Raw genomic sequence first — 23,606 nt, forward strand, 5'->3', positions numbered from 1 at the left:
TATACTCCGCGCCGTAATTCTTATCTGACAACAAAGACCGCCATGAAGTTTATCATTAAATTGTTCCCGGAAATCACCATCAAGAGCCAATCTGTGCGCTTGCGCTTTATCAAGATTCTCTCGACCAATATTCGCAACGTCCTGAAGCAGTATGATGAAACGCTGGCGGTCGTCCGTCACTGGGATCATATAGAAGTTCGCGCCAAAGATGAAAACCAGCGGCCGATCATTGCCGACGCGCTGACGCGCATTCCCGGCATCCACCATATTCTGGAAGTGGAAGATCGCGCTTATACCGATATCCACCACATCTTCGAGCAGACGCTGGAAGCCTACCGCGCCCAGCTGGAAGGCAAAACCTTCTGCGTGCGCGTCAAGCGCCGCGGCAAGCAGGCGTTCAACTCGCAGGACGTGGAGCGCTACGTCGGCGGCGGTTTGAATCAGCATATCGAGAGCGCGCGCGTTAACCTGACCCGCCCGCAGGTCACGGTAAACCTGGAGATCGAAGACGACAAGCTGATGCTGGTCAAACGCCGTCTCGAAGGCATCGGCGGTTACCCGGTCGGCACCCAGGAAGACGTGATGTCGCTGATTTCCGGCGGTTTCGACTCGGGCGTGTCCAGCTATATGCTGATGCGTCGCGGTTGCCGCGTGCACTTCTGCTTCTTCAACCTGGGCGGCGCCGCGCACGAGATCGGCGTGAAGCAGGTGGCGCACTATCTGTGGAATCGCTTCGCCAGTTCGCACAAGGTGCGCTTCGTCGCCATCGACTTCGAGCCGGTGGTGGGTGAGATCCTGGAGAAAGTCGACGACGGTCAGATGGGCGTGGTGCTCAAGCGCATGATGGTGCGTGCCGCTTCGCAAGTGGCCGAACGCTACGGTGTGCAGGCGCTGGTGACCGGTGAGGCGCTGGGGCAGGTCTCCAGCCAGACGCTGACCAACCTGCGTCTGATCGATAACGCGTCCGACACCCTGATCCTGCGTCCGCTGATTTCGCACGATAAAGAGCACATCATCAAGCTGGCGCGCGAAATCGGCACCGAAGACTTCGCCAAAACCATGCCGGAATATTGCGGCGTGATTTCGAAGAGCCCGACGGTGAAAGCCGTCAAGGCCAAGATTGAAGAGGAAGAGAGCCACTTCGATTTCAGCATTCTCGATCGGGTGGTGAGCGAGGCCAAGAACGTCGATATTCGCTCTATCGCCGAGCAGGCGCAGGAGCAGGTGACCGAGGTGGAAACCGTCGCGGCCTTCGGTGCCGACGAGGTGATCCTGGATATCCGTTCCAACGACGAACAGGAAGAGAAGCCGCTGCAGCTGGAACAGGTTGAAGTGAAAGCGCTGCCGTTCTACAAGCTGAGCACCCAGTTCGGCGATCTGGATCAGAGCAAAACCTATCTGCTGTACTGCGAGCGCGGCGTGATGAGCCGTCTGCAGGCGCTGTACCTGCTGGAGCAGGGTTTCAGCAACGTGAAGGTTTATCGCCCGTAACGCGCGGAGCGCCATAAACGATAAGGGCTGAACCGGTGTTCAGCCCTTTTTTTATCGGCAAATCGTTCAGTCGCGGAAATCGTACATCCCGGGGATCAACACCAGCTGCGCGGCGATCTCCGCCGCCTTGGCCTTACCAAGCAGCAGATCGATCAGTTTCAGCGCAAACTCCATTGCGGTGCCCGGCCCCTGGCTGGTGAGCAGGTTAACGCGAGCGTCGTACACCACGCGGCGTTCCATCCATTTATCCGCCGGTATCTGGTCTTTCAGGCCCGGGAAGCCGGTCATGTTGCCGACCGGGAACAGATCGTGGTGCTGCAGCACCAGCGCAGGCGCTGCGCAGATGGCGGCGACGATGTTGCCCTGCAGGTGCATTTGCCGCACCTTTTCCACCAGCAGCGGGCTGTCGCGGAAGCATTCCGCCCCCTTCAGGCCGCCGGGCAGCACGATGGCGTCGAAAGGCTCATCGACGATCGCCACCAGCGGCGCATCGGCCAGCAGTTTGACGCCGCGCGAACAGACGATAGTCAACTCGCCGTCGCCGGCAACGCTGGCGGTGGTGACTTTTACGCCCGCCCGCACCAGCAGATCGATGGCGGTGACGGCTTCGGTTTCTTCACTACCAGGTGCCAGGCAGACCAGCGCCGATACGCTCATATTCATTTTCCTTTCGTTTAATCAGTTCAAACAGCCGCGCATTCTCCGGCAGCGTGAGGCCGTGGCTGCGCGCGCGGCGCAGCAGGTAGCCGGTGATGTAGTCGATCTCGGTGTGCCGCTGGCTGCGGATATCCTGCAGCATCGACGAAACGTTGTCGGCGGTGCTGTGGATCACGTCCATGACATATTGCATCAGGCCTTCGCAGGAGGTGTGGTAACCCTCCATCGCCATCACGCTGGCGACTTCACGACACAGCGTTTCGATCTGCTCCGGGTAGCGCTGCAGATCGCCGTTGCGGCAGCCGTACAGCGCCGTCAGCGGGTTGATCACGCAGTTGACCGCCAGCTTGCGCCAGTTGGCCGAGGCGATGTTGTTGTGCCAGGCGACGTCGGGCAGCGCCTGATGCAGCACTTCCGCCAGGTGGCTGAGGCGTTGGGCGGCCGGCGAGGTCGGCCCGATGTGGGTGATGCCGGTGGCGACGTGAATAATGGTGCTGCCTTCGTGGCGCGCGGCGTGGGTGGTGGTGCCCTGCAGAATGGGCTGGCCGTTCGGCGGCAGCTCCTCCTGAGTGCCCATGCCGTTGTGCAGCAGCAAGATGGCGCACTGGGGGTTAAGCTTCGGCAGCAGCGCGCTGACCGCGCTGGACACTTGCCAGGCTTTCAGCGTCACCAGCAGCAGCTCGCTTTGCGCCAGATGCTCCGGATCGTTGGTGGGCAGATTGCGATTGAACGAGACGCCTTCCGGCTCTATCACGTTCACGGCGCAAAAAGGCTGAGGCACTCTTAGCCATCCCTGTACATCGTGGCCCTGCTGATACAGCCGGGAGAGCCACAGTTGTCCGAGCGCGCCGCAACCAAGAATGGTTATTTTCATTCAGTCTCCTTGGAAACACGGGAATACCGCTCAATTACCGTGAATTAACTATAGGCTTTATGGCAGCCCGAAGCGCTATCCCTGCGTGCGTTCAGCAGATTTTGTCTGAGGCGGCAAAGCGGTTATCATGCTCGGCATCAAAATCGCCTAAGCTATTAGGCACTCATTCAGGAGGAAGAAGTATGCCATCTTTCGACATCGTTTCCGAAATTGATATGCAGGAAGTGCGTAACGCCGTTGAGAACGCCACCCGCGATCTCGGCACCCGCTGGGATTTTCGCAACGTGCCGGCCAGCTTTGAGCTAAACGAGAAAGACCAAAGCATCAAGGTTGCCACCGAGTCTGATTTCCAGGTGCAGCAGCTGCTCGACATTCTGCGCGAAAAGCTGAGCAAGCGCAGCATCGACGGCGCCGCGCTGGAGATCCCGGAAGAATTTACCCACAGCGGTAAAACCTACAGCGTGGAAGCCAAGCTGAAGCAGGGGATTGAAACCACCGTGGCGAAGAAAATCGTCAAGCTGATCAAAGACAGCAAGCTGAAGGTGCAGGCGCAGATCCAGGGCGAAGAAGTGCGGGTGACCGGCAAGTCGCGCGACGATTTGCAGAGCGTGATGGCGCTGGTGCGCGGCGGCGATCTGGGGCAGCCGTTCCAGTTCAAGAACTTCCGCGATTAATCTCTACAGGGCCGGCATTGCCGGCCCTGATTCTTTACAGCGAATTGACCAGCGCTTCCAGCTGACCGCGATTGGTCTGCTTGGTATCCACCTTGACGTAGGCGCTGCGCTCCTCCGGCACCACGATCGCCTCGGCCACGCCGGGCTGCGCCTTCAGGCGGCTTTCCAGCGCCGAATCCTTCACCGCCAGTTCCGACAGCGTAATGCGCAGGCTGCTGACATACGGCGGCTCTTTCATCGTGCTGCTGACCAGGAACCAGACTGCAGCCAATACGGCGCCGGCGATAAACACCAAGCCTGCCCCCTGCAAACCGTAAAGCCAGCCGCCAAGGCTGCCGCCGATCGCCACGCCGATAAACTGGCTGGTGGAGTAGACCCCCATCGCCGTGCCTTTGTAGCCGGCCGGTGATTCTTTGCTGATCAGCGAAGGCAGAATGGCTTCCATCACGTTGAAGGCCATAAAGAACAGCTGCACGCCGGCGATGATGCCCCACAGGTGCATGCCGGAGAGCCACAGCAGCACTTCGGCACAGAACAGCACCGCCACGCAGCCCATAAATACCTGCTTCATGCGGCGATATTTTTCGGCATAGATGATGAAAGGCACCACGGCAGCGAACGACACCAGCATGGTCACCAGGTAGACGATCCAGTGCTCGCTGGCCGCCAGCCCGGCTTTTTCCATCGCCAGCGGCAGCGCCACGAAGCTGGACATCAGCAGGATATGCAAACACATGATGCCAAAGTTGAGCTTCAGCAGGCGCGAATTGCTCAGCACTTTGCGGAAGCTGCCGCGCACGATGCTGGACTCGCGATTCAACAGATGGGTGTCGGCGGAAGGCACCACCGTCAAGGTGATGACAATGCCGGCCAGCGCCAGCACGGCGATCATCCAGAACAGCGCGTGCAGGCCGAAAGCGTGGGTGATGACAGGCCCCACGACCATGGCGATGGCGAAGGTGATGCCGAAGCTGACGCCGATAAACGCCATCGCCTTGGTACGGTTCTGCTCGCGGGTCAGATCGGAGAGCAGCGCCATCACCGCGGCGGCGATGGCGCCGGAGCCCTGCAACGCGCGGCCGAGGATCACGCCCCAGATAGAGTCGGTGACGGCGGCAATCACGCTGCCGAGGGCAAAGATCAGCAGGCCGCCGACGATCAGCGGCTTGCGGCCGATGCGATCGGACACCAGGCCGAATGGGATCTGAAACACCGCCTGCGCCAGGCCGTAGATGCCGATGGCGATGCCGATCAGCGCTTCGCTGGCGCCGTTGAGCGCCATGCCGTAGGTAGTCAGCACCGGCAATACCATAAACATGCCGAGCATGCGCAGGGAAAATACGGTGCCCAATCCCCAGGTGGCGCGGCGCTCCTGCGGGGTCATTGAATTATCGTTCACATCAAACCTCGGTAAAAACCATGCCATCAGACGTTGAGACAGCGCCTGATGGCATGATTTCTGTAAAGCTGCGTCATTTTAGTGTGCAGGGCAGGGGGGGTAAATCGAATGTTGTTTAACAGATATTACAGTTCGAGTGCTTTTCGGCGTGACAAATAAAATGGGCCGCATACGCGGCCCATTCATAGATGATTTGGCTTACCAAACGTAGGTCACCAGCGCTTCAGGCGCCGCCGTGGCGCTGAAGTCGATCGACATCATCACGCTCAGCGAGGTGATGGCGACGATGGAGAACACGAACAGTTTACGCGCCCAGACGCTGTCGTTTTCGGTTTTGTAACCGCGCAGCGCCATGCCGAGCCACCATACGCTCACCGCCGCAGCGACGATCAGGTATTTGTAGCCGGCATAACCCACCAGAGTCAGCATCAGCGTGGCGATCATAAACGCCAGGATGTAGACCGTGATGTGGTTCTTGGCGACGGAAATGCCTTTCACCACCGGCAGCACCGGAATGTTGGCCGCCTGGTAATCTTTAAAGCGGAAGATAGCGATCGCATAAGAATGCGGCATCTGCCACAGGCTAAAGATAGCCAGCAGGATCAACGCGCCGGCGTCGAACTCGTTGGTCACTGCGCAGTAGCCGATAACCGGCGGCGCAGCGCCCGACAAGCTGCCGATCAGCGTGCCGTAGACCGAGTGGCGTTTCATGTACAGGCTGTAAACGCCGACATAAACCACGAAGCCCATCACCGCCAGCCACATGGCCAGCGGGTTGGCCGCGATATACAGCAACGCGAAGCCCACAATACCCAACACGGTCGCATAAACCAGGGTGACACTCGGCGCGATCAGGCCTTTTACCAGCACCCGATTCTTCGTTCTCTCCATTTTCTTGTCGATGTCGCGGTCGATGTAGTTGTTAAACACACAGCCCGACGCGACCACCAACGAGACACCCACCAGGGTGGCGAGAAACAGGGGATAGTCGATGCTCCCTTTGGAAGCGAGCAGGAATCCCCCAACGACAGAAATTAAATTGCCGAAAATAATTCCTGGTTTAGTGACTTGCAGGTATTGCTTAATCATCACGTGCAGCTCAGCTCTTAATCGACCATCATATTGATGTTGAGGTTGTACATAATCCAGAGTGAACCTACAACAACGATACCGATGATCATAGCGGTGAACAGCAATGCCACCAGGTTCCAGCGCTCTTCCGATGAGGTGTTCATGTGCAGGAAGTAAACCAGGTGAACAATCACCTGGATAACCGCCATACCGACAACAACCGCCAGGATGGTGGAATGAGAGGCTGTGCCGTTCATTACCATCGCAAATGGAATTACCGTCAGGATGATCGACAGGATAAAGCCGACCAGGTATGACTTCACGCTGCCGTGGCTTGCGCCGCCGTGAGAGGTTTCATGGGATGAATGGCTCATTACATAACCCCCAGCAGGTAGACAACGGTAAATACGCAGATCCAGACCACGTCCAGGAAGTGCCAGAACAGGCTTAGGCACATCAGGCGGGTTTTGTTGGTCGCGGTCAGGCCGAACTTGCTCACCTGAATCATCATCACGATGATCCAAATCAGGCCGGAAGTTACGTGCAGACCGTGGGTGCCGACCAGCGCGAAGAAGCTGGACAGGAACGCGCTGCGATCCGGACCGAAGCCTTCGGCGATCAGGTGATGGAATTCATAGATTTCCATCGCCACGAAGCCCAGACCAAACAGGAAGGTCAGGAACAACCAGGTGTTTACACCGCCAACTTTACCCTTGTTCATGGCGATCATCGCCATGCCGTAGGTGATGGAGCTGAACAACAGCAGGAAAGTTTCGACCAGGACAAACTTCAGGTCGAAGATGTCTTTGCCGGAGGGACCGCCCGCGGTCCCGTTCACCAGGACTGCATAAGTCGCGAACAAGCTCGCAAACAAAATACAGTCGCTCATCAGGTAGATCCAGAATCCGAAGACCTTGGTCTCACCCGCGTCGTGGTGCCCATGCTCTGCATGGGCTGCGTTATGATTGGTCAGAGTTTCAGTTGACATGGTTCACGCCTGCTTTACGGATTTGTTCGTAGTGTTGGTTCTCAATGCGCTCGATTTCATCAACCTGCACATAGTAGTCAACATCGTGATCGAAGCTCTTGCCGATCCAGACAACGATCATACCGATGAAGCCAGCCAGAGCCATCCACCAGATTTCCCAAATCATTGCGAAACCGAATACCAGGCTGAAGAAGGCGATGATAACGCCGGCGCCGGTGTTCTTAGGCATATGAATCGGTTCGTATTTAGCCGGTTTCTTATAGGCTTCGCCTTTTTCTTTCATGTCCCAGAACTCGTCACGGTCATGAATCTGAGGCACTACGGCAAAGTTATAGAACGGCGGTGGAGACGAAGTTGACCACTCCAGAGTACGAGCACCCCATGGGTCACCGGTCAGATCGCGGTTCTGTTCGCGGTCACGGATACTGACGAAGATCTGGGTCAGCTGGCACAGGATGCCGCAGGCGATCAGCGCCGCACCGCCGGCTGCAACCAGCAGCAGAGGGTGGAACTCAGGGTTGATGTTCTGGCTGATACGACGGGTCATGCCCATAAAGCCCAATGCGTACAGCGGCATGAAGGCGGTGAAGAAGCCGATGATCCAGAACCAGAACGCGCGGATGCCCCATTTTTCGTTCAGCGTGAAGCCGAAGGATTTCGGGAACCAGTAGGTCAGGCCCGCGAAGCAACCGAACACCACGCCGCCGATGATGACGTTGTGGAAGTGAGCGATCAGGAACAGGCTGTTGTGCAGCACGAAGTTCGCGCCCGGCACCGCCAGCAGAACGCCGGTCATACCACCCACGGAGAAGGTGATGATGAAGCCAACGGTCCACAGCATCGCGGAGTTGAGCTTGATACGGCCCTGATACATGGTGAACAGCCAGTTGAAGATTTTCACCCCGGTCGGGATGGAAATGATCATGGTGGCGATACCGAAGAAGGCGTTAACGTTCGCGCCGGACCCCATGGTGAAGAAGTGGTGCAGCCAGACGATGAACGACAGAACGGTGATCGCGATGGTTGCCCATACCAGTGAGGTATAGCCGAACAGGCGTTTTCTGGAGAAGGTCGCGGTGACTTCGGAGAATACGCCGAACACCGGCAGAACCAGGATATACACCTCTGGGTGACCCCAGGCCCAAATCAGGTTGATGTACATCATCATGTTGCCGCCCATATCATTGGTGAAGAAATGGGTGCCCAGATAGCGATCCAGGGTCAGCAACGCGATGGTGACGGTCAGAATTGGGAAAGAAACGATGATCAGGACGTTAGTACACAGCGCCGCCCAGGTGAACACCGGCATCTTCATCATAGGCATGCCAGGGGCACGCATCTTCAGAATGGTGGCGAAGAAGTTCACGCCGGTCAGCAGGGTACCCAGACCGGAAATCTGCAGACTCCAGATCCAGTAATCGACCCCGACGCCAGGACTGTACTCTTTACCCGACAGCGGCGGATACGCCAGCCAACCGGTCTGAGCGAACTCACCGACCCCCAGGGAGATGTTGATCAGCACAACGCCCACCACGAAGAACCAGAAGCTCAGGGAGTTCAGGAACGGGAAGGCGACGTCGCGCGCACCGATTTGCAGCGGCACCACGACGTTCATCAGGCCGACCACGAAAGGCATCGCCATGAAGAAGATCATGATAACGCCGTGCGCGGTGAAGATCTGGTCGTAGTGGTGCGGCGGCAGGAACCCGGCTTCGCCGGCGGACGCCAACGCCTGCTGGCTACGCATCATGATGGCGTCGGCGAAGCCGCGCAGCAGCATGACCATCGCCACGATGATGTACATGATACCAATTTTTTTATGGTCGACCGAAGTCAGCCATTCGCTCCACAACCACTTCCATTTGCCGAAATACGTCAGCAGCGCCAGCACTGCCAGGCCCCCGACGATAATTGCGGCTACGGTGACCATGATGATCGGTTCGTGGTACGGAACCGCATCAAGTGTTAATTTTCCCAACATCAGTTATTCCTCGGCTCCGGCGTGAGCAGCATGTTCACCCATGTCCATACCTTGGCTCATGTCCATGCCTTCGTGCGCGCCAGCGCCCTTGTGCATATCCATGTCGCCCATGAATTTGGCAATTGTTTCTTTGAACAAATTCGGTTTGACAGCGGCAAAGTACTCAACCGGGTTGTTTTCACTCGGCTCTGCCAGTTTGTTAAAGTCGTCGGTGGTGTTCAGGTTTTTAGACGATGCCTTCACCTTGGCCACCCACTGATCGAAGTCGCCTTCGGTCGGGGTAACAATCGCGGTGAATTTCATACCGGAGAAGCCTGCGCCGCTGTAGCTGCTCGAGATGCCCTTGTAGGCACCGGCTTCGTTGCCGATCAGGTGCAGTTTGGTCTGCATGCCGGCCATCGCATAAATCTGTCCACCCAACTGCGGGATAAAGAACGAGTTCATTACCGAGTTAGAGGTGATCTTGAATTCGACTGGAACATCTTTCGGGAAAGCCAGCTCATTAACAGTCGCAATGCCTTGTTCCGGGTAGATGAACAGCCATTTCCAGTCGAGCGACACCACTTCGATCGTCATCGGCTTCTTGTCGGTGACAATCGGCTTGAACGGGTCGAGTTCGTGGGTGGTCTTCCAGGTAATGGTGCCAAGGATGGCGATGATAATGATAGGAATGGTCCAGACGACCGCTTCGATCTTGTTGGAGTGGGCCCAGTTCGGACTGTACTTGGCGTCTTTGTTGGAAGCGCGATACTTCCAGGCAAAGGCGAACGCCATGAAGATAACTGGCACCACCACGATCAACATCAACGCGATTGCAGTGATAATCAGTGTCCGTTGCTCAACACCAATTGCTCCTTTGGGATTCATCAAAACCATATCGCAGCCACTGAGCAATACAGTGCCTGCGATTAATGACAGCATCCCAATACTTTTATTGTATTTCTTAAGTCTCATCTAACGACCTCAATAACAAAGGCTCAATTGTCGTTTCATGTGTGCGGGCATTTTACGGGAAGGTTGCAGTACTGTAAACATGCTTAAGGGAGTGTCAGCGGCTTGTTGACACTTTCTGTTAAGGGGGTCACAGATGTAACCTTGCGTGACAATTTACCAATGACAACAACGCGTTGGCACGCTGAATCGTGACGAGCAGCCCGTATGTTAAGGAAAACTAAAGGTATGATGAATTTGGCGAAGAAATGCACGGCGGGGAAATACGCAGAAAAGGTTTATTTAATGTAAAATAATTGTGTCTTAAAGGTGAATTTAATTTTATTTCCGAGTGTGGCAGTCGGATAAAAAAATAATTTCCGCGCCGATTATCTTTTTTTACCAAAATAAATATACCCGCGGATCGCTTTTTTTTCGGCCGGCGCAATCGCCGGCCGGTCAGATTATGCCAAACGGGTGCGGCGCAGCGCCAGGTAATCCAACGTACTGCCCATCGCGACGCCGAGCAGGCTCAGCGCGGCGCCGGCCTGCAGCAGCCGATCGGCCAACTGTGGGGCCTGGGTCCAGTCCAGCGCATTGGCGATCAGCAGCAGCAGCCACAGGCCCAGCAGCGAACAGCCCAGCGTCAGCAGGCGCAGCGCCCAGCGGTAAGACCCTGAAAACTCGGTGCGCGGCATAAAGTCGCCATGCTGCTGGGTGTGCTCCAGCGTTTGGCGGCAGACGCCGAGCAGCAGCAAGCCGGGCAGGGCGGCGGCGATCGAGAACAGGTAGAACAGCGGCCAGCCGTGAGCTTCGACGAACCAGCCGGCGATTGGGCCGACATAAACGCGGCCCACGGCGGACAGCGCCGACAGCAGCGCGAACTGGGTGGCGGAGAACGACCGGTTGCACAGCGTCATCAGCAGCGCGACGAAGGCCGCGGTGCCCATGCCGCCGCACAGGTTTTCGAGGAAAATGGCGCTGCCCATGGTGAGCAGGCTCTTGTCGGTCACCGCCAGGATCCAATACCCGAGGTTGGACACCGCCTGCAGGATGCCGAACAGCATCAGGGCGCGGAACAGGGTAAGGCGCTGCATCAGCACGCCGCCGAACAGGGCGCCGACGATGGTGGCGAACAGGCCGAGGGTCTTGTTCACCAGCCCCACTTCACCGGCGTCGAACCCCACGCCGCGGATCAGGAAGGTGGTACTCAGGCTGCCGGCGAAGGCGTCGCCCATTTTGTACATCACGATCAGCAGCAGGATCAGCCACGCGTTGTTGCGGCCAAAGAAATCGCGCAGCGGCGCGACGACCGCCTGTTCCATGGTGCGCGGCGCCGGGATGCTTTCATCCGGCTCCGGCGCCAGCAGCGTGGCGGCTACGCCGATCAGCATCAATCCGGCCATCAGCCAGTAGGTGGTTTGCCAGCCGAAATAGCGATCCGCCAGCCACAGTGCCAAGCCGCCGGAAACCAGCATCGCCAGCCGGTAACCCAGCACCGAGATCGCCGCGCCCGCGCCGCGTTCTTCGGCTTTCAACAGATCGGTTTTATAGGCGTCGAACACGATATCCTGCGAGGCGGAGCAGAACGCCACCAGCACCGCCAACGCCGCCAGCCACCACAGATGCTGCGCGGGCTGCATAAAGCCCATCGCCACGATCGCCGCCACCAGCAGCAGCTGGCTGATCAGCAGCCAACCGCGCCTCCGCCCAAGGAACGGGGGGGTATAGCGGTCCATGAAGGGTGACCAGAGGAATTTGAAGACGTAGGCCTGGCCCACCAGCGAGAAGATGCCGATGGTTTTCAGATCGATGTTTTCGACGGTCATCCAGGCTTGCAGCGTGCCGGAGGTCAATGCCAGCGGCAGACCCGACGCGAAGCCCAGCAGCAGCAGAATGGCGGAGTTACGCTGGGTGAAGATGTTCAGATAGTGTTTCGACATGAGTTCCCTGTCTGCGCCGCCCGATCCGCCGGGCGGCGCAAGGCGCGTCGATTAACGCGCGTTTTGCTTGATAAAGTCGTTGACGCTGGTGTCCTGCGCCATGTCGGCGATCACGTCGCCCAGCACGGAGTTGACGGCGTCGGTGATCTTCTCATTGGTGGCCGTGAAGGCGCCCTGCACGTTATAGGTGGAGCGGTAATTTTTCACCTGCTTGTTGCCGTTCTTCGCCTGGGCGATGATCGAGATGTCGGCTTTGGTGGTGATGTTGTAGCGCAGGTTGCCTTCGGAGACGTCCGCGTACAGGTTATTGACGACGATCTGCAGCGCGACCGGGCCGTCGGCGCCGATCATGTAACCGCGAGCGCCCATCTGTTTCTCCAGCACTTCCTGCAGCAGGAAGCGCAGATCGCGCGATGGCGTCAGCGTGACCAGTTGGCCGTCGCGATTCACCTTGGCCAGCGCCTGATCGGTACGCTGATCCGCGCCGTTGATGCTGATGGTGATGCCCTGCAGGGTTGGATCCTGCTGCGGCAGAACGATTTTCGGCGTGACGTTCAGGGTGTTGCTGCTGGTCGCGCAGCCGGCCAGCAGCAGGGCGGCCAGCAAAGGAAGACAAAGTTTCTTTAACATGTTTTCTGTCTCATTCTCGATGGATTTAGCAATAATCAGAGCGGGATAGCCGACAACAAATTGCCGACATCATAGCATCGCCGCCGTGCGGTGGAAGTGCGGAAGGCGCCTGAGTGACAAATTTTTACCTGCCGTTGATAAAAACACGCTTTTTTGGCCCGCTCAATCGGATAATCCCCCAAGCGGCGGGGATGGCGCTCATCCTCTGACCGCAGAAAAGAGAAATTTGTCCAGGTGATGGTCTAAACGGGGGAAAACCGGCTAATATTGAACTAGATGGGCACGGTCCTCTGCCGGTGTTGTAAGGAGATCCTATGATTCGCGAGCAAATAGAAGCAAAGTTAAGGGCGGCGTTTGAGCCCGCGTATCTGGAAGTCGTTGATGAAAGCTATCGTCATAACGTTCCGGCGGGTTCAGAAAGTCATTTCAAAGTGGTATTGGTCAGCGATCGCTTCGTCGGCGAACGCTTTCTGACGCGTCACCGCTCCATCTACGGCGTACTGTCGGAAGAGCTGGCCGATGGCGTACACGCGCTGGCGCTGCACACCTATACGCTCAAAGAGTGGGAAGGATTGCAGGATACCGTGCCGGCCTCGCCGCCGTGCCGCGGCGCCGGGACGCTGGCCTGAGGGGGAAATTTTCAGGTATCAGTGGAACTTTGCCCTCGAATTAGGGTATTACTACTGACGAATTTTGAAACGGCCTGCGGGCCGTTTCTGTTTTTGACGACGACGCGGCCGATGCGCAATATGGCCAACGTTCGGTCTGTTTTGGCGGCCTTTTGGCGATTGAATCGACAAAAGTGTGAGTTTTAGCGCGCCTGCGCCGCCTAGCTTTCCTCGACTCGCCATGCATGCGCCGCTATAATGTCGCGTCTTATTTTTCCGGAATGGTTTCGGGACGCTTCTGTCATCAGGGAACTCGGTTCTTATTTGTAGCCGTCCTGGTTCTTGGAACGGAGTTGACCGAGCACTGTGATTTTTTTGAGGTAACAAGATGCAAGTTTCAGTAGAAACCACTCAAGGCCTTGGGCGCCGTCTCTCTATTACTGTACCGGCTGATACTATCAAGCAGGCGGTGAAGAAAGAGCTGATCAACGCAGCGAAAAGCGTGCGTATCGACGGCTTCCGCAAAGGCAAAGTGCCGATGAACATCGTGGAACAGCGTTACGGCGCCTCTGTTCGTCAGGACGTGCTGGGCGAAGCGATGCAGCGCAGCTTCGTTGACGCGATCATCAAAGAAAAGATTAATCCGGCCGGCGCACCAAACTACGTGCCGGGCGAGTACAAAGAAGGTGAAGACTTCACTTTCGCCGTTGAATTCGAAGTGTATCCAGAAGTTGAGCTGAAAGGCCTGGAAAACATCGAAGTTGAAAAACCAGTGGTTGAAGTGAACGACGAAGACGTCGACGCGATGCTGGACACTCTGCGCAAGCAGCAGGCGACCTGGAAAGAAACCGATCGCGCAGCGGAAGCTGAAGATCGCGTGACCGTTGACTTCACCGGTTCTATCGACGGTGAAGAGTTCGAAGGCGGCAAAGCGTCCGACTTCGTGCTGGCAATGGGCCAGGGCCGCATGATCCCAGGCTTCGAAGAAGGTCTGGTCGGCCACAAAGCGGGCGAAGAGTTCTCCATCGACGTGAACTTCCCGGAAGATTACCACGCGGAAAACCTGAAGGGCAAAGCGGCCAAATTCGCTATCGTGCTGAAGAAAGTTGAAGAGCGCGAGCTGCCGGAACTGACCGAAGAGTTCATCAAGCGTTTCGGCGTGGCGGACGGTTCCGTTGCCGGCCTGCGCACCGAAGTTCGCAAGAACATGGAGCGCGAGCTGAAAGGCGCCGTGCGTAACCGCATCAAGTCTCAGGCGATCGAAGGCCTGGTGAGCGCGAACGAAATCGACGTGCCTGCTGCACTGATCGACGGCGAAATCGACGTGCTGCGCCGTCAGGCTGCACAGCGTTTCGGCGGCAACGAGAAGCAAGCGCTGGAACTGCCACGCGAGCTGTTCGAAGAGCAAGCGAAACGCCGCGTAGTGGTTGGCCTGCTGCTGGGCGAAGTGATCAGCACCAATGAGCTGAAAGCTGACGAAGACCGCGTGAAGACGCTGATCGAAGAAATGGCTTCCGCCTACGAAGATCCGAGCGAAGTCATCGAGTTCTACAGCAAAAACAAAGAGCTGATGAACAACATGCGCAACGTGGCTCTGGAAGAGCAAGCGGTTGAAGCCCTGCTGGCCAAAGCGAAAGTGACTGAAAAAGCCACTACCTTCAGCGAGCTGATGAACCAGACCCAACAGGCGTAATGCCTGCGTGACGGGCGCGATGAACGGCGCCCCCGGTTTCGCCTGGCGAACCGGCGCGCGATGAAAAAGCCCGCAACCCCAGGTTGCGGGCTTTTCTTTTGGCCACGTTGCTGATTAATCTCAGGTTAAGCGGGGCAATATGCACTATATTTACCCTGTTGCCTGGGGAACTGGCTGGCATGATAAAGGTCAGAATAACGGCATCGTTTCCGGCGCGCGGAGAAAATCGGCCTCTGGGCTTGAAATCGCGCCGGGCTCCCCCCATCTGTAAAGAATAATTCTGGGGCTGTTTGCCAAAGTGCACGGGATGAAATAACCGTCGGGTACGTGTGGCGCGGGTCGAATGCTTGAGCATAGTCATCATGGCCGTTCTCAAGTAGAATCGGCGTATTAGGGTGACACCCTGGCCGCCAAGGCAATTTCTATTAGGAGACGGTAATGTCATACAGTGGCGAACGAGATCAATTTGCACCGAACATGGCGCTGGTGCCGATGGTGGTAGAGCAGACTTCACGCGGGGAGCGTTCTTACGACATCTATTCCCGCCTGCTGAAAGAGCGCATCATTTTCCTGACCGGCCAGGTGGAAGATCACATGGCCAACCTGATCGTGGCGCAAATGCTGTTCCTCGAGGCGGAAAGCCCGGAAAAAGACATTTTCCTCTATATCAACTCGCCGGGCGGGGTGATCACCGCGGGCATGTCGATTTACGACACCATGAAGTTCATCAAGCCGGACGTCAGCACCATCTGTATGGGCCAGGCGTGCTCGATGGGTTCCTTCCTGCTGACCGCAGGCGCCAAAGGCAAACGTTTCTGTCTGCCGAATTCGCGCGTGATGATTCACCAGCCGCTGGGCGGCTACCAGGGCCAGGCGACGGACATCGAAATCCACGCGCGCGAAATCCTCAAGGTGAAAGCGCGCATGAATGAACTGATGGCCGAGCATACCGGCCAGCCGCTGGAGCAGATCGAGCGCGACACCGAGCGCGATCGCTTTATGACCGCGGAAGAAGCCGTGGAATACGGCCTGGTTGACGGCATTCTGACACACCGCAGCTAGAACCACGCGGCGCCGATGGACTATAGTAATCAGAGTGGGCGGGGGCTCGCTCTGTTGTGGCCCCTCGGCGTTCCCGATATGAGTTTGGGCGCACTGCCGCCGTGATTTTCCTGCGGGACAAGACTAAAGAAGAGGTTTGACTGATGACAGATAAGCGCAAAGACGGTTCAGGAAAGCTGCTGTACTGCTCTTTTTGCGGCAAAAGCCAGCATGAAGTGCGTAAGCTGATTGCCGGGCCGTCAGTGTATATCTGCGATGAATGTGTCGATCTGTGTAACGACATTATTCGCGAAGAGATTAAAGAAGTTGCCCCGCATCGTGAGCGCAGTGCGCTGCCGACGCCGCACGAGATCCGCCACCACCTGGATGACTACGTCATCGGCCAGGAGCAGGCGAAGAAAGTGCTGGCGGTTGCGGTGTACAACCACTACAAACGCCTGCGCAACGGCGATACCAGCAACGGTATCGAGTTGGGCAAGAGCAACATCTTGCTGATCGGCCCGACCGGCAGCGGCAAGACCCTGCTGGCGGAAACGCTGGCGCGCTTCCTGGACGTGCCGTTCACCATGGCCGACGCCACCACGCTGACCGAAGCCGGTTACGTGGGCGAGGACGTGGAAAATATTATCCAGAAGCTGCTGCAAAAATGTGACTATGACGTGCAGAAAGCGCAGCGCGGCATCGTTTATATCGATGAAATCGATAAGATTTCCCGCAAGTCCGACAACCCGTCGATCACGCGTGACGTTTCGGGTGAAGGCGTGCAGCAGGCGCTGCTGAAGCTGATTGAAGGCACCATCGCCGCGGTTCCGCCGCAGGGTGGGCGCAAGCATCCGCAGCAGGAGTTCCTGCAGGTCGACACCTCCAAGATCCTGTTTATCTGCGGCGGCGCATTCGCCGGCCTGGATAAGGTGATCGGCCAGCGTGTCAACACCGGTTCCGGCATCGGTTTCGGCGCGACCGTCAAGGGCGAATCAGAGAAGGCCACCGAAGGCGAACTGTTGCTGCAGGCCGAGCCGGAAGACCTGATCAAGTTCGGTCTGATCCCTGAGTTCATCGGCCGTCTGCCGGTGGTGGCGACACTGAGCGAGCTGAGCGAAGACGCGCTGATTCAGATCCTGAAAGAGCCGAAGAACGCCCTGACCAAGCAGTATCAGGCGCTGTTCAACCTGGAAGGCGTGGAGCTGGAGTTCCGCGACGAAGCGCTGAACGCCATCGCCAAGAAAGCCATGGCGCGCAAAACCGGCGCCCGCGGCCTGCGTTCCATCGTGGAAGGCGCGCTGCTCGATACCATGTACGATCTGCCGTCGATGGACAGCGTAGACAAAGTGGTGATCGACGAGTCGGTCATCGCCGGCCAATCCAAGCCGCTGCTGATTTACGGCAAGCCGGAAGCGCAGGCTTCTGGCGAATAATTAGCCAGTTAAACCAGAGCGTTATCAGCAAAATGGGGGATTTCATCCCCCATTTCTTTTTCCTGCATTCTTGCCGTTGAATGTAAGAGATTCATCCCCATATACTCATTAACCAGATTTTATGAAACGTTAGATGCTTGCGTCTCATGAGATTCCCCCTCAACCTGGCGGAAATTAAACTAAGAGAGAGCTCTATGAACCCTGAGCGTTCCGAACGCATTGAAATCCCCGTCTTGCCATTGCGCGACGTGGTGGTTTATCCGCACATGGTGATCCCGTTATTTGTTGGCCGGGAAAAATCGATTCGGTGCCTCGAAGCCGCAATGGATCACGATAAGAAGATCATGCTGGTGGCACAGAAAGAGGCCTCAACGGATGAACCTGGCATTAACGACTTGTTCTCGGTTGGCACCGTAGCGTCGATCCTGCAGATGCTGAAGCTGCCGGACGGCACGGTAAAAGTGCTGGTCGAGGGGCTGCAGCGCGCACGCATTACTACGCTGTCCGACAGCGGTGAGCATTTCGCCGCGCAGGCGGAATACCTCGAGTCGCCGGCGATTGACGAGCGCGAGCAGGAAGTGCTGGTGCGCACCGCGATCAATCAGTTTGAAGGCTATATCAAACTGAACAAGAAAATCCCGCCGGAGGTGCTGACTTCACTGAACAGCATCGACGACGCCGCGCGCCTGGCGGACACCATCGCCGCCCACATGCCGCTGAAACTCAGCGACAAGCAGTCGGTGCTCGAGATGTCCGATATCACCGAGCGTCTGGAATACTTGATGGCGATGATGGAGTCGGAGATCGACCTGCTGCAGGTTGAGAAACGCATCCGCAACCGCGTCAAGAAGCAGATGGAGAAGAGCCAGCGCGAGTACTATCTGAATGAGCAGATGAAGGCGATTCAGAAAGAACTGGGCGAGATGGACGACGCGCCGGACGAGCACGAAGCGCTGAAGCGCAAGATCGATGCGGCGAAGATGCCGAAAGAGGCGCGCGAGAAAACCGAAGCGGAACTGCAAAAGCTGAAGATGATGTCGCCGATGTCGGCGGAAGCGACCGTGGTGCGCGGCTACATCGATTGGATGCTGCAGGTGCCGTGGAACGCGCGCAGCAAGGTGAAAAAAGACCTGGTCAAGGCGCAGGAAGTGCTCGATACCGATCACTACGGCCTGGAGCGGGTCAAGGATCGCATCCTCGAGTACCTCGCGGTGCAGAGCCGCGTCAGCAAAATCAAAGGGCCTATCCTGTGTCTGGTAGGGCCGCCGGGCGTGGGTAAAACCTCGCTGGGGCAGTCGATCGCCAAAGCGACCGGGCGCCAGTACGTGCGCATGGCGTTGGGCGGCGTGCGTGACGAAGCGGAAATCCGCGGCCACCGCCGTACCTACATCGGATCGATGCCGGGCAAACTGATCCAGAAAATGGCCAAGGTGGGGGTGAAGAACCCGCTGTTCCTGCTGGATGAGATCGATAAGATGTCTTCCGACATGCGCGGCGATCCGGCTTCCGCTCTGCTGGAGGTGCTGGATCCGGAACAGAACGTGGCGTTCAACGACCACTACCTGGAAGTGGATTACGATCTGTCCGACGTGATGTTCGTCGCCACCTCGAACTCGATGAACATTCCTGCGCCGCTGCTGGACCGTATGGAAGTGATCCGCCTGTCGGGTTACACCGAGGACGAGAAGCTCAATATCGCCAAGCAGCACCTGCTGCCGAAGCAGCTTGAGCGCAATGCGCTGAAAAAAGGCGAACTGACGGTCGACGACAGCGCCATTATCGGCATCATTCGCTTCTACACCCGCGAAGCCGGGGTGCGCAGCCTGGAGCGCGAAATCTCCAAACTGTGCCGTAAAGCGGTGAAAACGCTGCTGATGGACAAAAAGCGCAAGCATATCGAGATCAACGGCGACAACCTGAAGGATTACCTGGGCGTGCAGCGCGTCGATTACGGCCGTGCGGATACCGAAAACCGCGTGGGCGAAGTCACCGGGCTGGCGTGGACGGAAGTGGGCGGCGATCTGCTGACCATCGAAACCGCCTGCGTGCCGGGCAAAGGCAAGCTGACCTACACCGGTTCTCTGGGTGAAGTGATGCAGGAATCGATTCAGGCTGCGCTGACCGTGGTGCGCGCGCGCGCGGAGAAACTGGGCATCAACGCCGATTTCTACGAGAAGCGCGACATCCACGTGCACGTGCCGGAAGGGGCGACGCCGAAAGACGGCCCGAGCGCCGGTATTGCGATGTGCACCGCGCTGGTCTCCTGCCTGACCGGCAACCCGGTACGCGCCGATGTGGCGATGACCGGCGAGATCACGCTGCGCGGCCAGGTGTTGCCGATCGGCGGCCTGAAAGAGAAGCTGTTGGCGGCGCATCGCGGCGGCATTAAAACCGTGCTGATCCCTTACGAGAACAAGCGCGATCTGGAAGAGATTCCGGACAATGTTATCGCCGATCTGGAGATTCATCCGGTGCAGCGAATCGATGAAGTTTTGAACATTGCGTTGCAAAACCCGGCCTTCGGCGCACTGCCGGTAGCGGCAAAATAGTGACGAATCGCAAAAACCATTGATAAAACTTATACTGGCAAGCCATTTCGGACTTGCCAGTATTTTTTTGTACCGCTAAGTTAGATCTCTGTCGGCCCGCGTTTTGCCACCCAGTCGGTGGCTTGCCAAGGTTCGATGGGATTGATATAACAGCTGCGCTGTCGCAACCGTAGGGATTTTTCGGTGCGACGATAGAATTCTAGAGGGGATGATAGAGTGAATAAGTCACAACTGATCGACAAGATTGCCGCAGGTGCTGATATTTCCAAAGCGGCAGCTGGACGTGCTTTAGACGCAGTAATCGCTTCCGTTACCGACTCTCTGAAAGCAGGGGATGACGTGGCTCTGGTAGGTTTCGGTTCCTTCACCGTGCGTGAACGTTCGGCTCGTACCGGCCGTAACCCGCAGACCGGTAAAGAAATCAAGATCGCGGCAGCCAAAGTACCGGCCTTCCGTGCAGGGAAAGCGCTGAAAGACGCTGTAAACTGATTTGGCGTCTAACCGTTTAGCGTAACAGGGTTTTGTAATAAACAATCACCTGACGCAGCGGTGCTGGTAAGGTAAGATACAAGGCGCATCGGACTGATGCGCTTTTTTTATTTTTGTCGCAGGGAACGCGCCTGCACAAGGGTTGTTAATCCACATCACAGCGGAGTGTTGTCACACTATGATGGACAATTTACGCGCGGCTGCTAATCACGTCGTGCTCAAAATCATCCTGGCCCTGATCATCCTGTCATTCGTTCTGACCGGGGTGGGTAACTACCTGATCGGCGGCTCCGGCGATTATGCTGCGAAAGTAAATGGTCAGACGATCGAACGCGCTCAGCTGGAACAGGCTTTCCAGAGCGAACGCAGCCGCATGCAGCAGCAGTTGGGTGACCAGTTCTCCGCGCTGGCCGGCAACGAAGGCTACATGCAGCAGATGCGCCGTCAGGTGTTGTCCCAGTTGATCGACAACATGCTGCTCGACCAGTACGCCAAGAAGCTGGGCCTGGCGGTCAGCGACGATCAGATCAAGGACGCCATCCGCAAGGCGCCATACTTCCAGACCAACGGCCAGTTCGATAACGCCAAATACCTCGACCTGATCGGCCGCATGGGCTATACCGCCGACAACTTCGCGCAGTCGATGCGCCAGCAGTTGGTCAATCAGCAGCTGATCCAGGCCTTCGGCGAATCCGGCTTCGTGCTGCCGTCCGAATCGCAAGCCATGGCGGCGCTGGTGCTGCAGGAGCGCGACGTGCGCCTGGCGACCATCGATCTGAAGGCGCTGCAGGCGAAACAGAGCGCCGGCGACGACGAACTGAAGGCGTATTACGATCAGAACAAAAACAGCTTCATCGCACCGGAGCAGGTGAAGGTGAGCTATATCCCGCTGGACGCCGCGTCCATGCAGGACAAGGTGAAAGTGAGCGAAGAGGACATCAGCGCTTACTACGACCAGCACAAGAGCAGCTACGGCCAGCCGGAGCGTAAAAACTACAGCGTGATCCAGCTGAAAACCGAGGCGGAAGCCAACGCGGCGCTGGATGAACTGAAGAAGGGCGCTGATTTCGCCACCCTGGCGAAAGAAAAATCCACCGACATCATCTCACGCCGCACCGGCGGCGAGCTGGGTTGGCTGGAGCCGGAAACCACCGCAGACGAGCTGAAGCAGGCCAACCTGACCGAGAAAGGGCAGTTGTCTGGCGTAGTGAAATCCTCCGTCGGTTACCTGATCGTGCGTTTGAACGACATCGAACCTGAGAAACTGAAGCCGCTGAGCGAAGTGCACGACGCTATCGCCAAGCAGGTGCAGCAGGAGAAAGCGGTAGACGCCTATTATGCGCTGCAGCAGAAGGTGAGCGAAGCGGCGACCAGTGATAACGAATCTCTGGCCTCGGCCGAAGAAGCGGCCGGCGTGAAAGCGGCGCAAAGCGACTGGTTCACCCGCGACAACATCCCTACCGCGCTGAACTTCAAGCCGGTGGTGCAGGCGATCTTCGACGGCTCGCTGATCGGCGAGAACGGCGCGCCGGGCAGCAACTCCGACGTGATCACCGTAGACGGCGACCGCGCCTTCGTGGTGCGCGTGAGCGGCCACAAGCCGGAAGGCATTGAGCCGTTCGACCAGGTGAAAGATCGCGTAGCGGATCTGGTGAAACGCAACAAGGCGCTGCAGGCAGCGAAGCTGCAGGGCGAGAAGCTGCTGGTTGAGCTGAAGCAGGGCAAGGGCGACGAAGCGATGAAAGCCGCCGGCCTGAGCTTTGGCGCCGTGCAGAAGATGGCGCGCGCGCCGGAAGACAGCCAGCTGGTGGAGAGCGTGTTCGCGCTGCCACACCCGCAGGACGGTAAGCCGGTTTACGGCATGTCGCAGGATCGTCAGGACAACGTGGTGCTGATTGCGCTTGATGCGGTGAAGCCAGGCACGCTGCCGGAAGACGAAATGAAAACCTTCGTCGGCAAGATGGAAGAGGGCGCGACCGGCGTTTCCTTCGATTCGCTGCTGGCGAGCCTGCGTAAAGAAGCCAAGATCAAAATGGGCGCCGCTGAGCAACAGCCTCAGTAATCGCCGCATTTTTCTGCAACGCAGTGCAACAAACAAAGGCCGCTTTCGCGGCCTTTTCCATATCTGACATCCGTCGATTGCTGAATATTCGCCGCCGCGGCAAGGTAGCCGTGCTGTCACACACAAGGAGGATACAGCATGCAATATTCAGAGAAAAAAGCGTTTTTCGGTTACCGTCGTCACGTTAACGCCGCGCTGACCGCGCTGTTGTTATGCCTGGCCGGGCCGGCCGCCGCGGTGGAAAAAAACGAGGCGCCGATGCTCTCAACACCGGCGAGCCATGGCGGACAATCGGTGATGACCAAGGCAACCGAAGAGGCGGCGGTCAGCATCAATCAGGCCACTGCCGAACAACTGGCCGCCGCCTTGAGCGGCGTCGGCCTGAAGAAGGCGGAAGGCATCGTGCGCTATCGCGAACAGAACGGGCCGTTCACCCAGGTTGAGCAGTTGCAGGAGGTGCCGGGCATCGGGCCGGCGCTGTTTGAGAAGAACCGCACCCGGCTGAAAATGTGATCCCGGTCGCGGCTGCGTGGCAAAATGGCGCTGAGGCCGTGACTCCTCTGCTACATTTTACAGGTCTTACCAGTTTGGCGCGTTGACCAAACGGGCGAGGGAGCCAGCGCGGCTCCCTCTTTCTGTAATCACCAGGCAGGAGCGATCGTTCCCTATGCAAACCTTTATCAAAGTTCGCGGTTATCACCTTGATGTTTACCAGCACGTTAACAACGCCCGCTATTTGGAGTTTCTGGAAGAGGCGCGTTGGGAGTGGTTGGAGAACGAAGCCGGGTTCCGCTGGATGACGGAAAACAACATCGCTTTCATCGTGGTGAACATCAACATCAATTACCGCAGCCCGGCGGTATTGGGGGACAAGCTGCGTATCGACAGCCAGATGGTGCAGCTCAACGGCAAGAGCGGGGTACTGAGCCAAAAGGTGACGCAGGATCCGGCGGGGACGCCGGTGGCAGACGCGCTGCTGACTTTCGTGTGCGTCGATCTGAAAACGCAGCGTGCGCTGCCGATCGAAGGAGAATTGCGCGAGCACCTGGAGGCGCTCACGCTGAAGGATAATCCGCAGTAAGCTCACGGG

21 protein-coding genes are annotated in these 23,606 nt (G+C 57.5%); 11 read left to right on the plus strand and 10 right to left on the minus strand.

Annotation, left to right across the window (positions count from 1 at the left end; all coding sequences use genetic code 11):
• The first annotated feature begins 42 nt into the window (after positions 1-42).
• Positions 43-1,491 (plus strand): tRNA uracil 4-sulfurtransferase ThiI, encoded by a 1,449-nt coding sequence (gene thiI / locus AAIE04_RS00805; RefSeq protein WP_004940377.1) that lies wholly within the window; start codon positions 43-45, stop codon positions 1,489-1,491.
• Positions 1,492-1,557: 66 nt separating this feature from the next.
• Here the strand turns inward: thiI and yajL are convergent, their stop codons facing one another.
• Positions 1,558-2,148 (minus strand): protein deglycase YajL, encoded by a 591-nt coding sequence (gene yajL, locus AAIE04_RS00810; protein ID WP_063918839.1) that lies wholly within the window; start codon positions 2,146-2,148, stop codon positions 1,558-1,560.
• Positions 2,111-3,022, minus strand: a complete 912-nt coding sequence (gene panE / locus AAIE04_RS00815; protein ID WP_074055229.1) for a 2-dehydropantoate 2-reductase — start codon at positions 3,020-3,022, stop codon at positions 2,111-2,113. The genes yajL and panE overlap by 38 nt, the downstream gene beginning before the upstream one ends.
• 182 nt (positions 3,023-3,204) lie before the next feature.
• On the opposite strand from panE, the gene AAIE04_RS00820 reads away from it, so the two are divergent.
• Complete coding sequence (locus tag AAIE04_RS00820; protein ID WP_019454198.1) at positions 3,205-3,696, plus strand: YajQ family cyclic di-GMP-binding protein; 492 nt, start codon at positions 3,205-3,207, stop codon at positions 3,694-3,696.
• Positions 3,697-3,730: 34 nt separating this feature from the next.
• Here the strand turns inward: AAIE04_RS00820 and AAIE04_RS00825 are convergent, their stop codons facing one another.
• The 8 genes from AAIE04_RS00825 to AAIE04_RS00860 form a co-directional block, all read right to left on the minus strand.
• Positions 3,731-5,095 carry an MFS transporter gene (locus AAIE04_RS00825; protein WP_063918841.1) on the minus strand — a complete coding sequence of 455 codons (1,365 nt, stop codon included), beginning with the start codon at positions 5,093-5,095 and terminating at the stop codon, positions 3,731-3,733.
• Between the two features lie 198 nt (positions 5,096-5,293).
• The gene (cyoE, locus tag AAIE04_RS00830; RefSeq protein WP_019454196.1) at positions 5,294-6,184 is read right to left on the minus strand and encodes a heme o synthase; all 891 of its coding nucleotides are present in this window, start codon (positions 6,182-6,184) and stop codon (positions 5,294-5,296) included.
• Between the two features lie 17 nt (positions 6,185-6,201).
• On the minus strand, positions 6,202-6,540 hold the full coding sequence (locus tag AAIE04_RS00835; RefSeq protein WP_019454195.1) for a cytochrome o ubiquinol oxidase subunit IV: 339 nt from the start codon (positions 6,538-6,540) through the stop codon (positions 6,202-6,204).
• Positions 6,540-7,154 carry a cytochrome o ubiquinol oxidase subunit III gene (locus AAIE04_RS00840; protein WP_019454194.1) on the minus strand — a complete coding sequence of 205 codons (615 nt, stop codon included), beginning with the start codon at positions 7,152-7,154 and terminating at the stop codon, positions 6,540-6,542. The genes AAIE04_RS00835 and AAIE04_RS00840 overlap by 1 nt, the downstream gene beginning before the upstream one ends.
• Positions 7,144-9,135 (minus strand): cytochrome o ubiquinol oxidase subunit I, encoded by a 1,992-nt coding sequence (gene cyoB, locus AAIE04_RS00845; RefSeq protein WP_004940366.1) that lies wholly within the window; start codon positions 9,133-9,135, stop codon positions 7,144-7,146. The genes AAIE04_RS00840 and cyoB overlap by 11 nt, the downstream gene beginning before the upstream one ends.
• Before the next feature lie 3 nt (positions 9,136-9,138).
• Positions 9,139-10,089 carry a cytochrome o ubiquinol oxidase subunit II gene (gene cyoA / locus AAIE04_RS00850; RefSeq protein ID WP_004940365.1) on the minus strand — a complete coding sequence of 317 codons (951 nt, stop codon included), beginning with the start codon at positions 10,087-10,089 and terminating at the stop codon, positions 9,139-9,141.
• A 440-nt stretch (positions 10,090-10,529) separates the two neighbouring features.
• Positions 10,530-12,008 carry a muropeptide MFS transporter AmpG gene (ampG, locus tag AAIE04_RS00855; protein WP_197667185.1) on the minus strand — a complete coding sequence of 493 codons (1,479 nt, stop codon included), beginning with the start codon at positions 12,006-12,008 and terminating at the stop codon, positions 10,530-10,532.
• Between the two features lie 51 nt (positions 12,009-12,059).
• Positions 12,060-12,638, minus strand: coding sequence for a lipoprotein (locus tag AAIE04_RS00860; RefSeq protein ID WP_025160064.1), 579 nt, complete (start codon positions 12,636-12,638; stop codon positions 12,060-12,062).
• Positions 12,639-12,952: 314 nt separating this feature from the next.
• Here AAIE04_RS00860 and bolA point away from each other — a divergent pair, with 314 nt between their 5' ends.
• From bolA to AAIE04_RS00905, 9 genes are all read left to right on the plus strand, one after another.
• Positions 12,953-13,267: a transcriptional regulator BolA gene (bolA, locus tag AAIE04_RS00865; RefSeq protein ID WP_004940361.1), complete on the plus strand. Its 315-nt coding sequence runs from the start codon at positions 12,953-12,955 to the stop codon at positions 13,265-13,267.
• 367 nt (positions 13,268-13,634) lie between these two features.
• The gene (gene tig / locus AAIE04_RS00870; protein WP_025160063.1) at positions 13,635-14,939 is read left to right on the plus strand and encodes a trigger factor; all 1,305 of its coding nucleotides are present in this window, start codon (positions 13,635-13,637) and stop codon (positions 14,937-14,939) included.
• A 438-nt stretch (positions 14,940-15,377) separates the two neighbouring features.
• A complete protein-coding gene (gene clpP / locus AAIE04_RS00875) occupies positions 15,378-16,001 on the plus strand; it encodes an ATP-dependent Clp endopeptidase proteolytic subunit ClpP (protein ID WP_016928858.1) in 624 nt (207 codons plus the stop codon).
• 143 nt (positions 16,002-16,144) lie between these two features.
• Positions 16,145-17,416: an ATP-dependent protease ATP-binding subunit ClpX gene (gene clpX, locus AAIE04_RS00880; RefSeq protein WP_004940354.1), complete on the plus strand. Its 1,272-nt coding sequence runs from the start codon at positions 16,145-16,147 to the stop codon at positions 17,414-17,416.
• A 194-nt stretch (positions 17,417-17,610) separates the two neighbouring features.
• Positions 17,611-19,965: an endopeptidase La gene (gene lon / locus AAIE04_RS00885; protein WP_019454189.1), complete on the plus strand. Its 2,355-nt coding sequence runs from the start codon at positions 17,611-17,613 to the stop codon at positions 19,963-19,965.
• A gap of 216 nt (positions 19,966-20,181) precedes the next feature.
• The gene (gene hupB, locus AAIE04_RS00890; RefSeq protein ID WP_004940351.1) at positions 20,182-20,454 is read left to right on the plus strand and encodes a nucleoid-associated protein HU-beta; all 273 of its coding nucleotides are present in this window, start codon (positions 20,182-20,184) and stop codon (positions 20,452-20,454) included.
• A gap of 178 nt (positions 20,455-20,632) precedes the next feature.
• A complete protein-coding gene (ppiD, locus tag AAIE04_RS00895) occupies positions 20,633-22,516 on the plus strand; it encodes a peptidylprolyl isomerase (RefSeq protein ID WP_498576332.1) in 1,884 nt (627 codons plus the stop codon).
• A 138-nt stretch (positions 22,517-22,654) separates the two neighbouring features.
• Positions 22,655-23,029, plus strand: a complete 375-nt coding sequence (locus tag AAIE04_RS00900) for a ComEA family DNA-binding protein (protein ID WP_004940345.1) — start codon at positions 22,655-22,657, stop codon at positions 23,027-23,029.
• 154 nt (positions 23,030-23,183) lie between these two features.
• Positions 23,184-23,597: an acyl-CoA thioesterase gene (locus tag AAIE04_RS00905; protein WP_004940344.1), complete on the plus strand. Its 414-nt coding sequence runs from the start codon at positions 23,184-23,186 to the stop codon at positions 23,595-23,597.
• Positions 23,598-23,606 lie beyond the last annotated feature (9 nt).

It is taken from the genome of Serratia sp. Ae19-1 (assembly GCF_059801225.1).

What these genes read in the sequence shown, in the direction of transcription:
- thiI (WP_004940377.1), top strand. Translation starts at nt 43, where the DNA reads ATGAAGTTTATCATTAAATTGTTCCCGGAAATCACCATCAAGAGCCAA.
- yajL (WP_063918839.1), bottom strand. Translation starts at nt 2,148, where the DNA reads ATGAGCGTATCGGCGCTGGTCTGCCTGGCACCTGGTAGTGAAGAAACC.
- panE (WP_074055229.1), bottom strand. Translation starts at nt 3,022, where the DNA reads ATGAAAATAACCATTCTTGGTTGCGGCGCGCTCGGACAACTGTGGCTC.
- AAIE04_RS00820 (WP_019454198.1), top strand. Translation starts at nt 3,205, where the DNA reads ATGCCATCTTTCGACATCGTTTCCGAAATTGATATGCAGGAAGTGCGT.
- cyoE (WP_019454196.1), bottom strand. Translation starts at nt 6,184, where the DNA reads ATGATTAAGCAATACCTGCAAGTCACTAAACCAGGAATTATTTTCGGC.
- AAIE04_RS00835 (WP_019454195.1), bottom strand. Translation starts at nt 6,540, where the DNA reads ATGAGCCATTCATCCCATGAAACCTCTCACGGCGGCGCAAGCCACGGC.
- AAIE04_RS00840 (WP_019454194.1), bottom strand. Translation starts at nt 7,154, where the DNA reads ATGTCAACTGAAACTCTGACCAATCATAACGCAGCCCATGCAGAGCAT.
- cyoB (WP_004940366.1), bottom strand. Translation starts at nt 9,135, where the DNA reads ATGTTGGGAAAATTAACACTTGATGCGGTTCCGTACCACGAACCGATC.
- cyoA (WP_004940365.1), bottom strand. Translation starts at nt 10,089, where the DNA reads ATGAGACTTAAGAAATACAATAAAAGTATTGGGATGCTGTCATTAATC.
- ampG (WP_197667185.1), bottom strand. Translation starts at nt 12,008, where the DNA reads ATGTCGAAACACTATCTGAACATCTTCACCCAGCGTAACTCCGCCATT.
- AAIE04_RS00860 (WP_025160064.1), bottom strand. Translation starts at nt 12,638, where the DNA reads ATGTTAAAGAAACTTTGTCTTCCTTTGCTGGCCGCCCTGCTGCTGGCC.
- bolA (WP_004940361.1), top strand. Translation starts at nt 12,953, where the DNA reads ATGATTCGCGAGCAAATAGAAGCAAAGTTAAGGGCGGCGTTTGAGCCC.
- tig (WP_025160063.1), top strand. Translation starts at nt 13,635, where the DNA reads ATGCAAGTTTCAGTAGAAACCACTCAAGGCCTTGGGCGCCGTCTCTCT.
- clpP (WP_016928858.1), top strand. Translation starts at nt 15,378, where the DNA reads ATGTCATACAGTGGCGAACGAGATCAATTTGCACCGAACATGGCGCTG.
- clpX (WP_004940354.1), top strand. Translation starts at nt 16,145, where the DNA reads ATGACAGATAAGCGCAAAGACGGTTCAGGAAAGCTGCTGTACTGCTCT.
- lon (WP_019454189.1), top strand. Translation starts at nt 17,611, where the DNA reads ATGAACCCTGAGCGTTCCGAACGCATTGAAATCCCCGTCTTGCCATTG.
- ppiD (WP_498576332.1), top strand. Translation starts at nt 20,633, where the DNA reads ATGATGGACAATTTACGCGCGGCTGCTAATCACGTCGTGCTCAAAATC.
- AAIE04_RS00900 (WP_004940345.1), top strand. Translation starts at nt 22,655, where the DNA reads ATGCAATATTCAGAGAAAAAAGCGTTTTTCGGTTACCGTCGTCACGTT.
- AAIE04_RS00905 (WP_004940344.1), top strand. Translation starts at nt 23,184, where the DNA reads ATGCAAACCTTTATCAAAGTTCGCGGTTATCACCTTGATGTTTACCAG.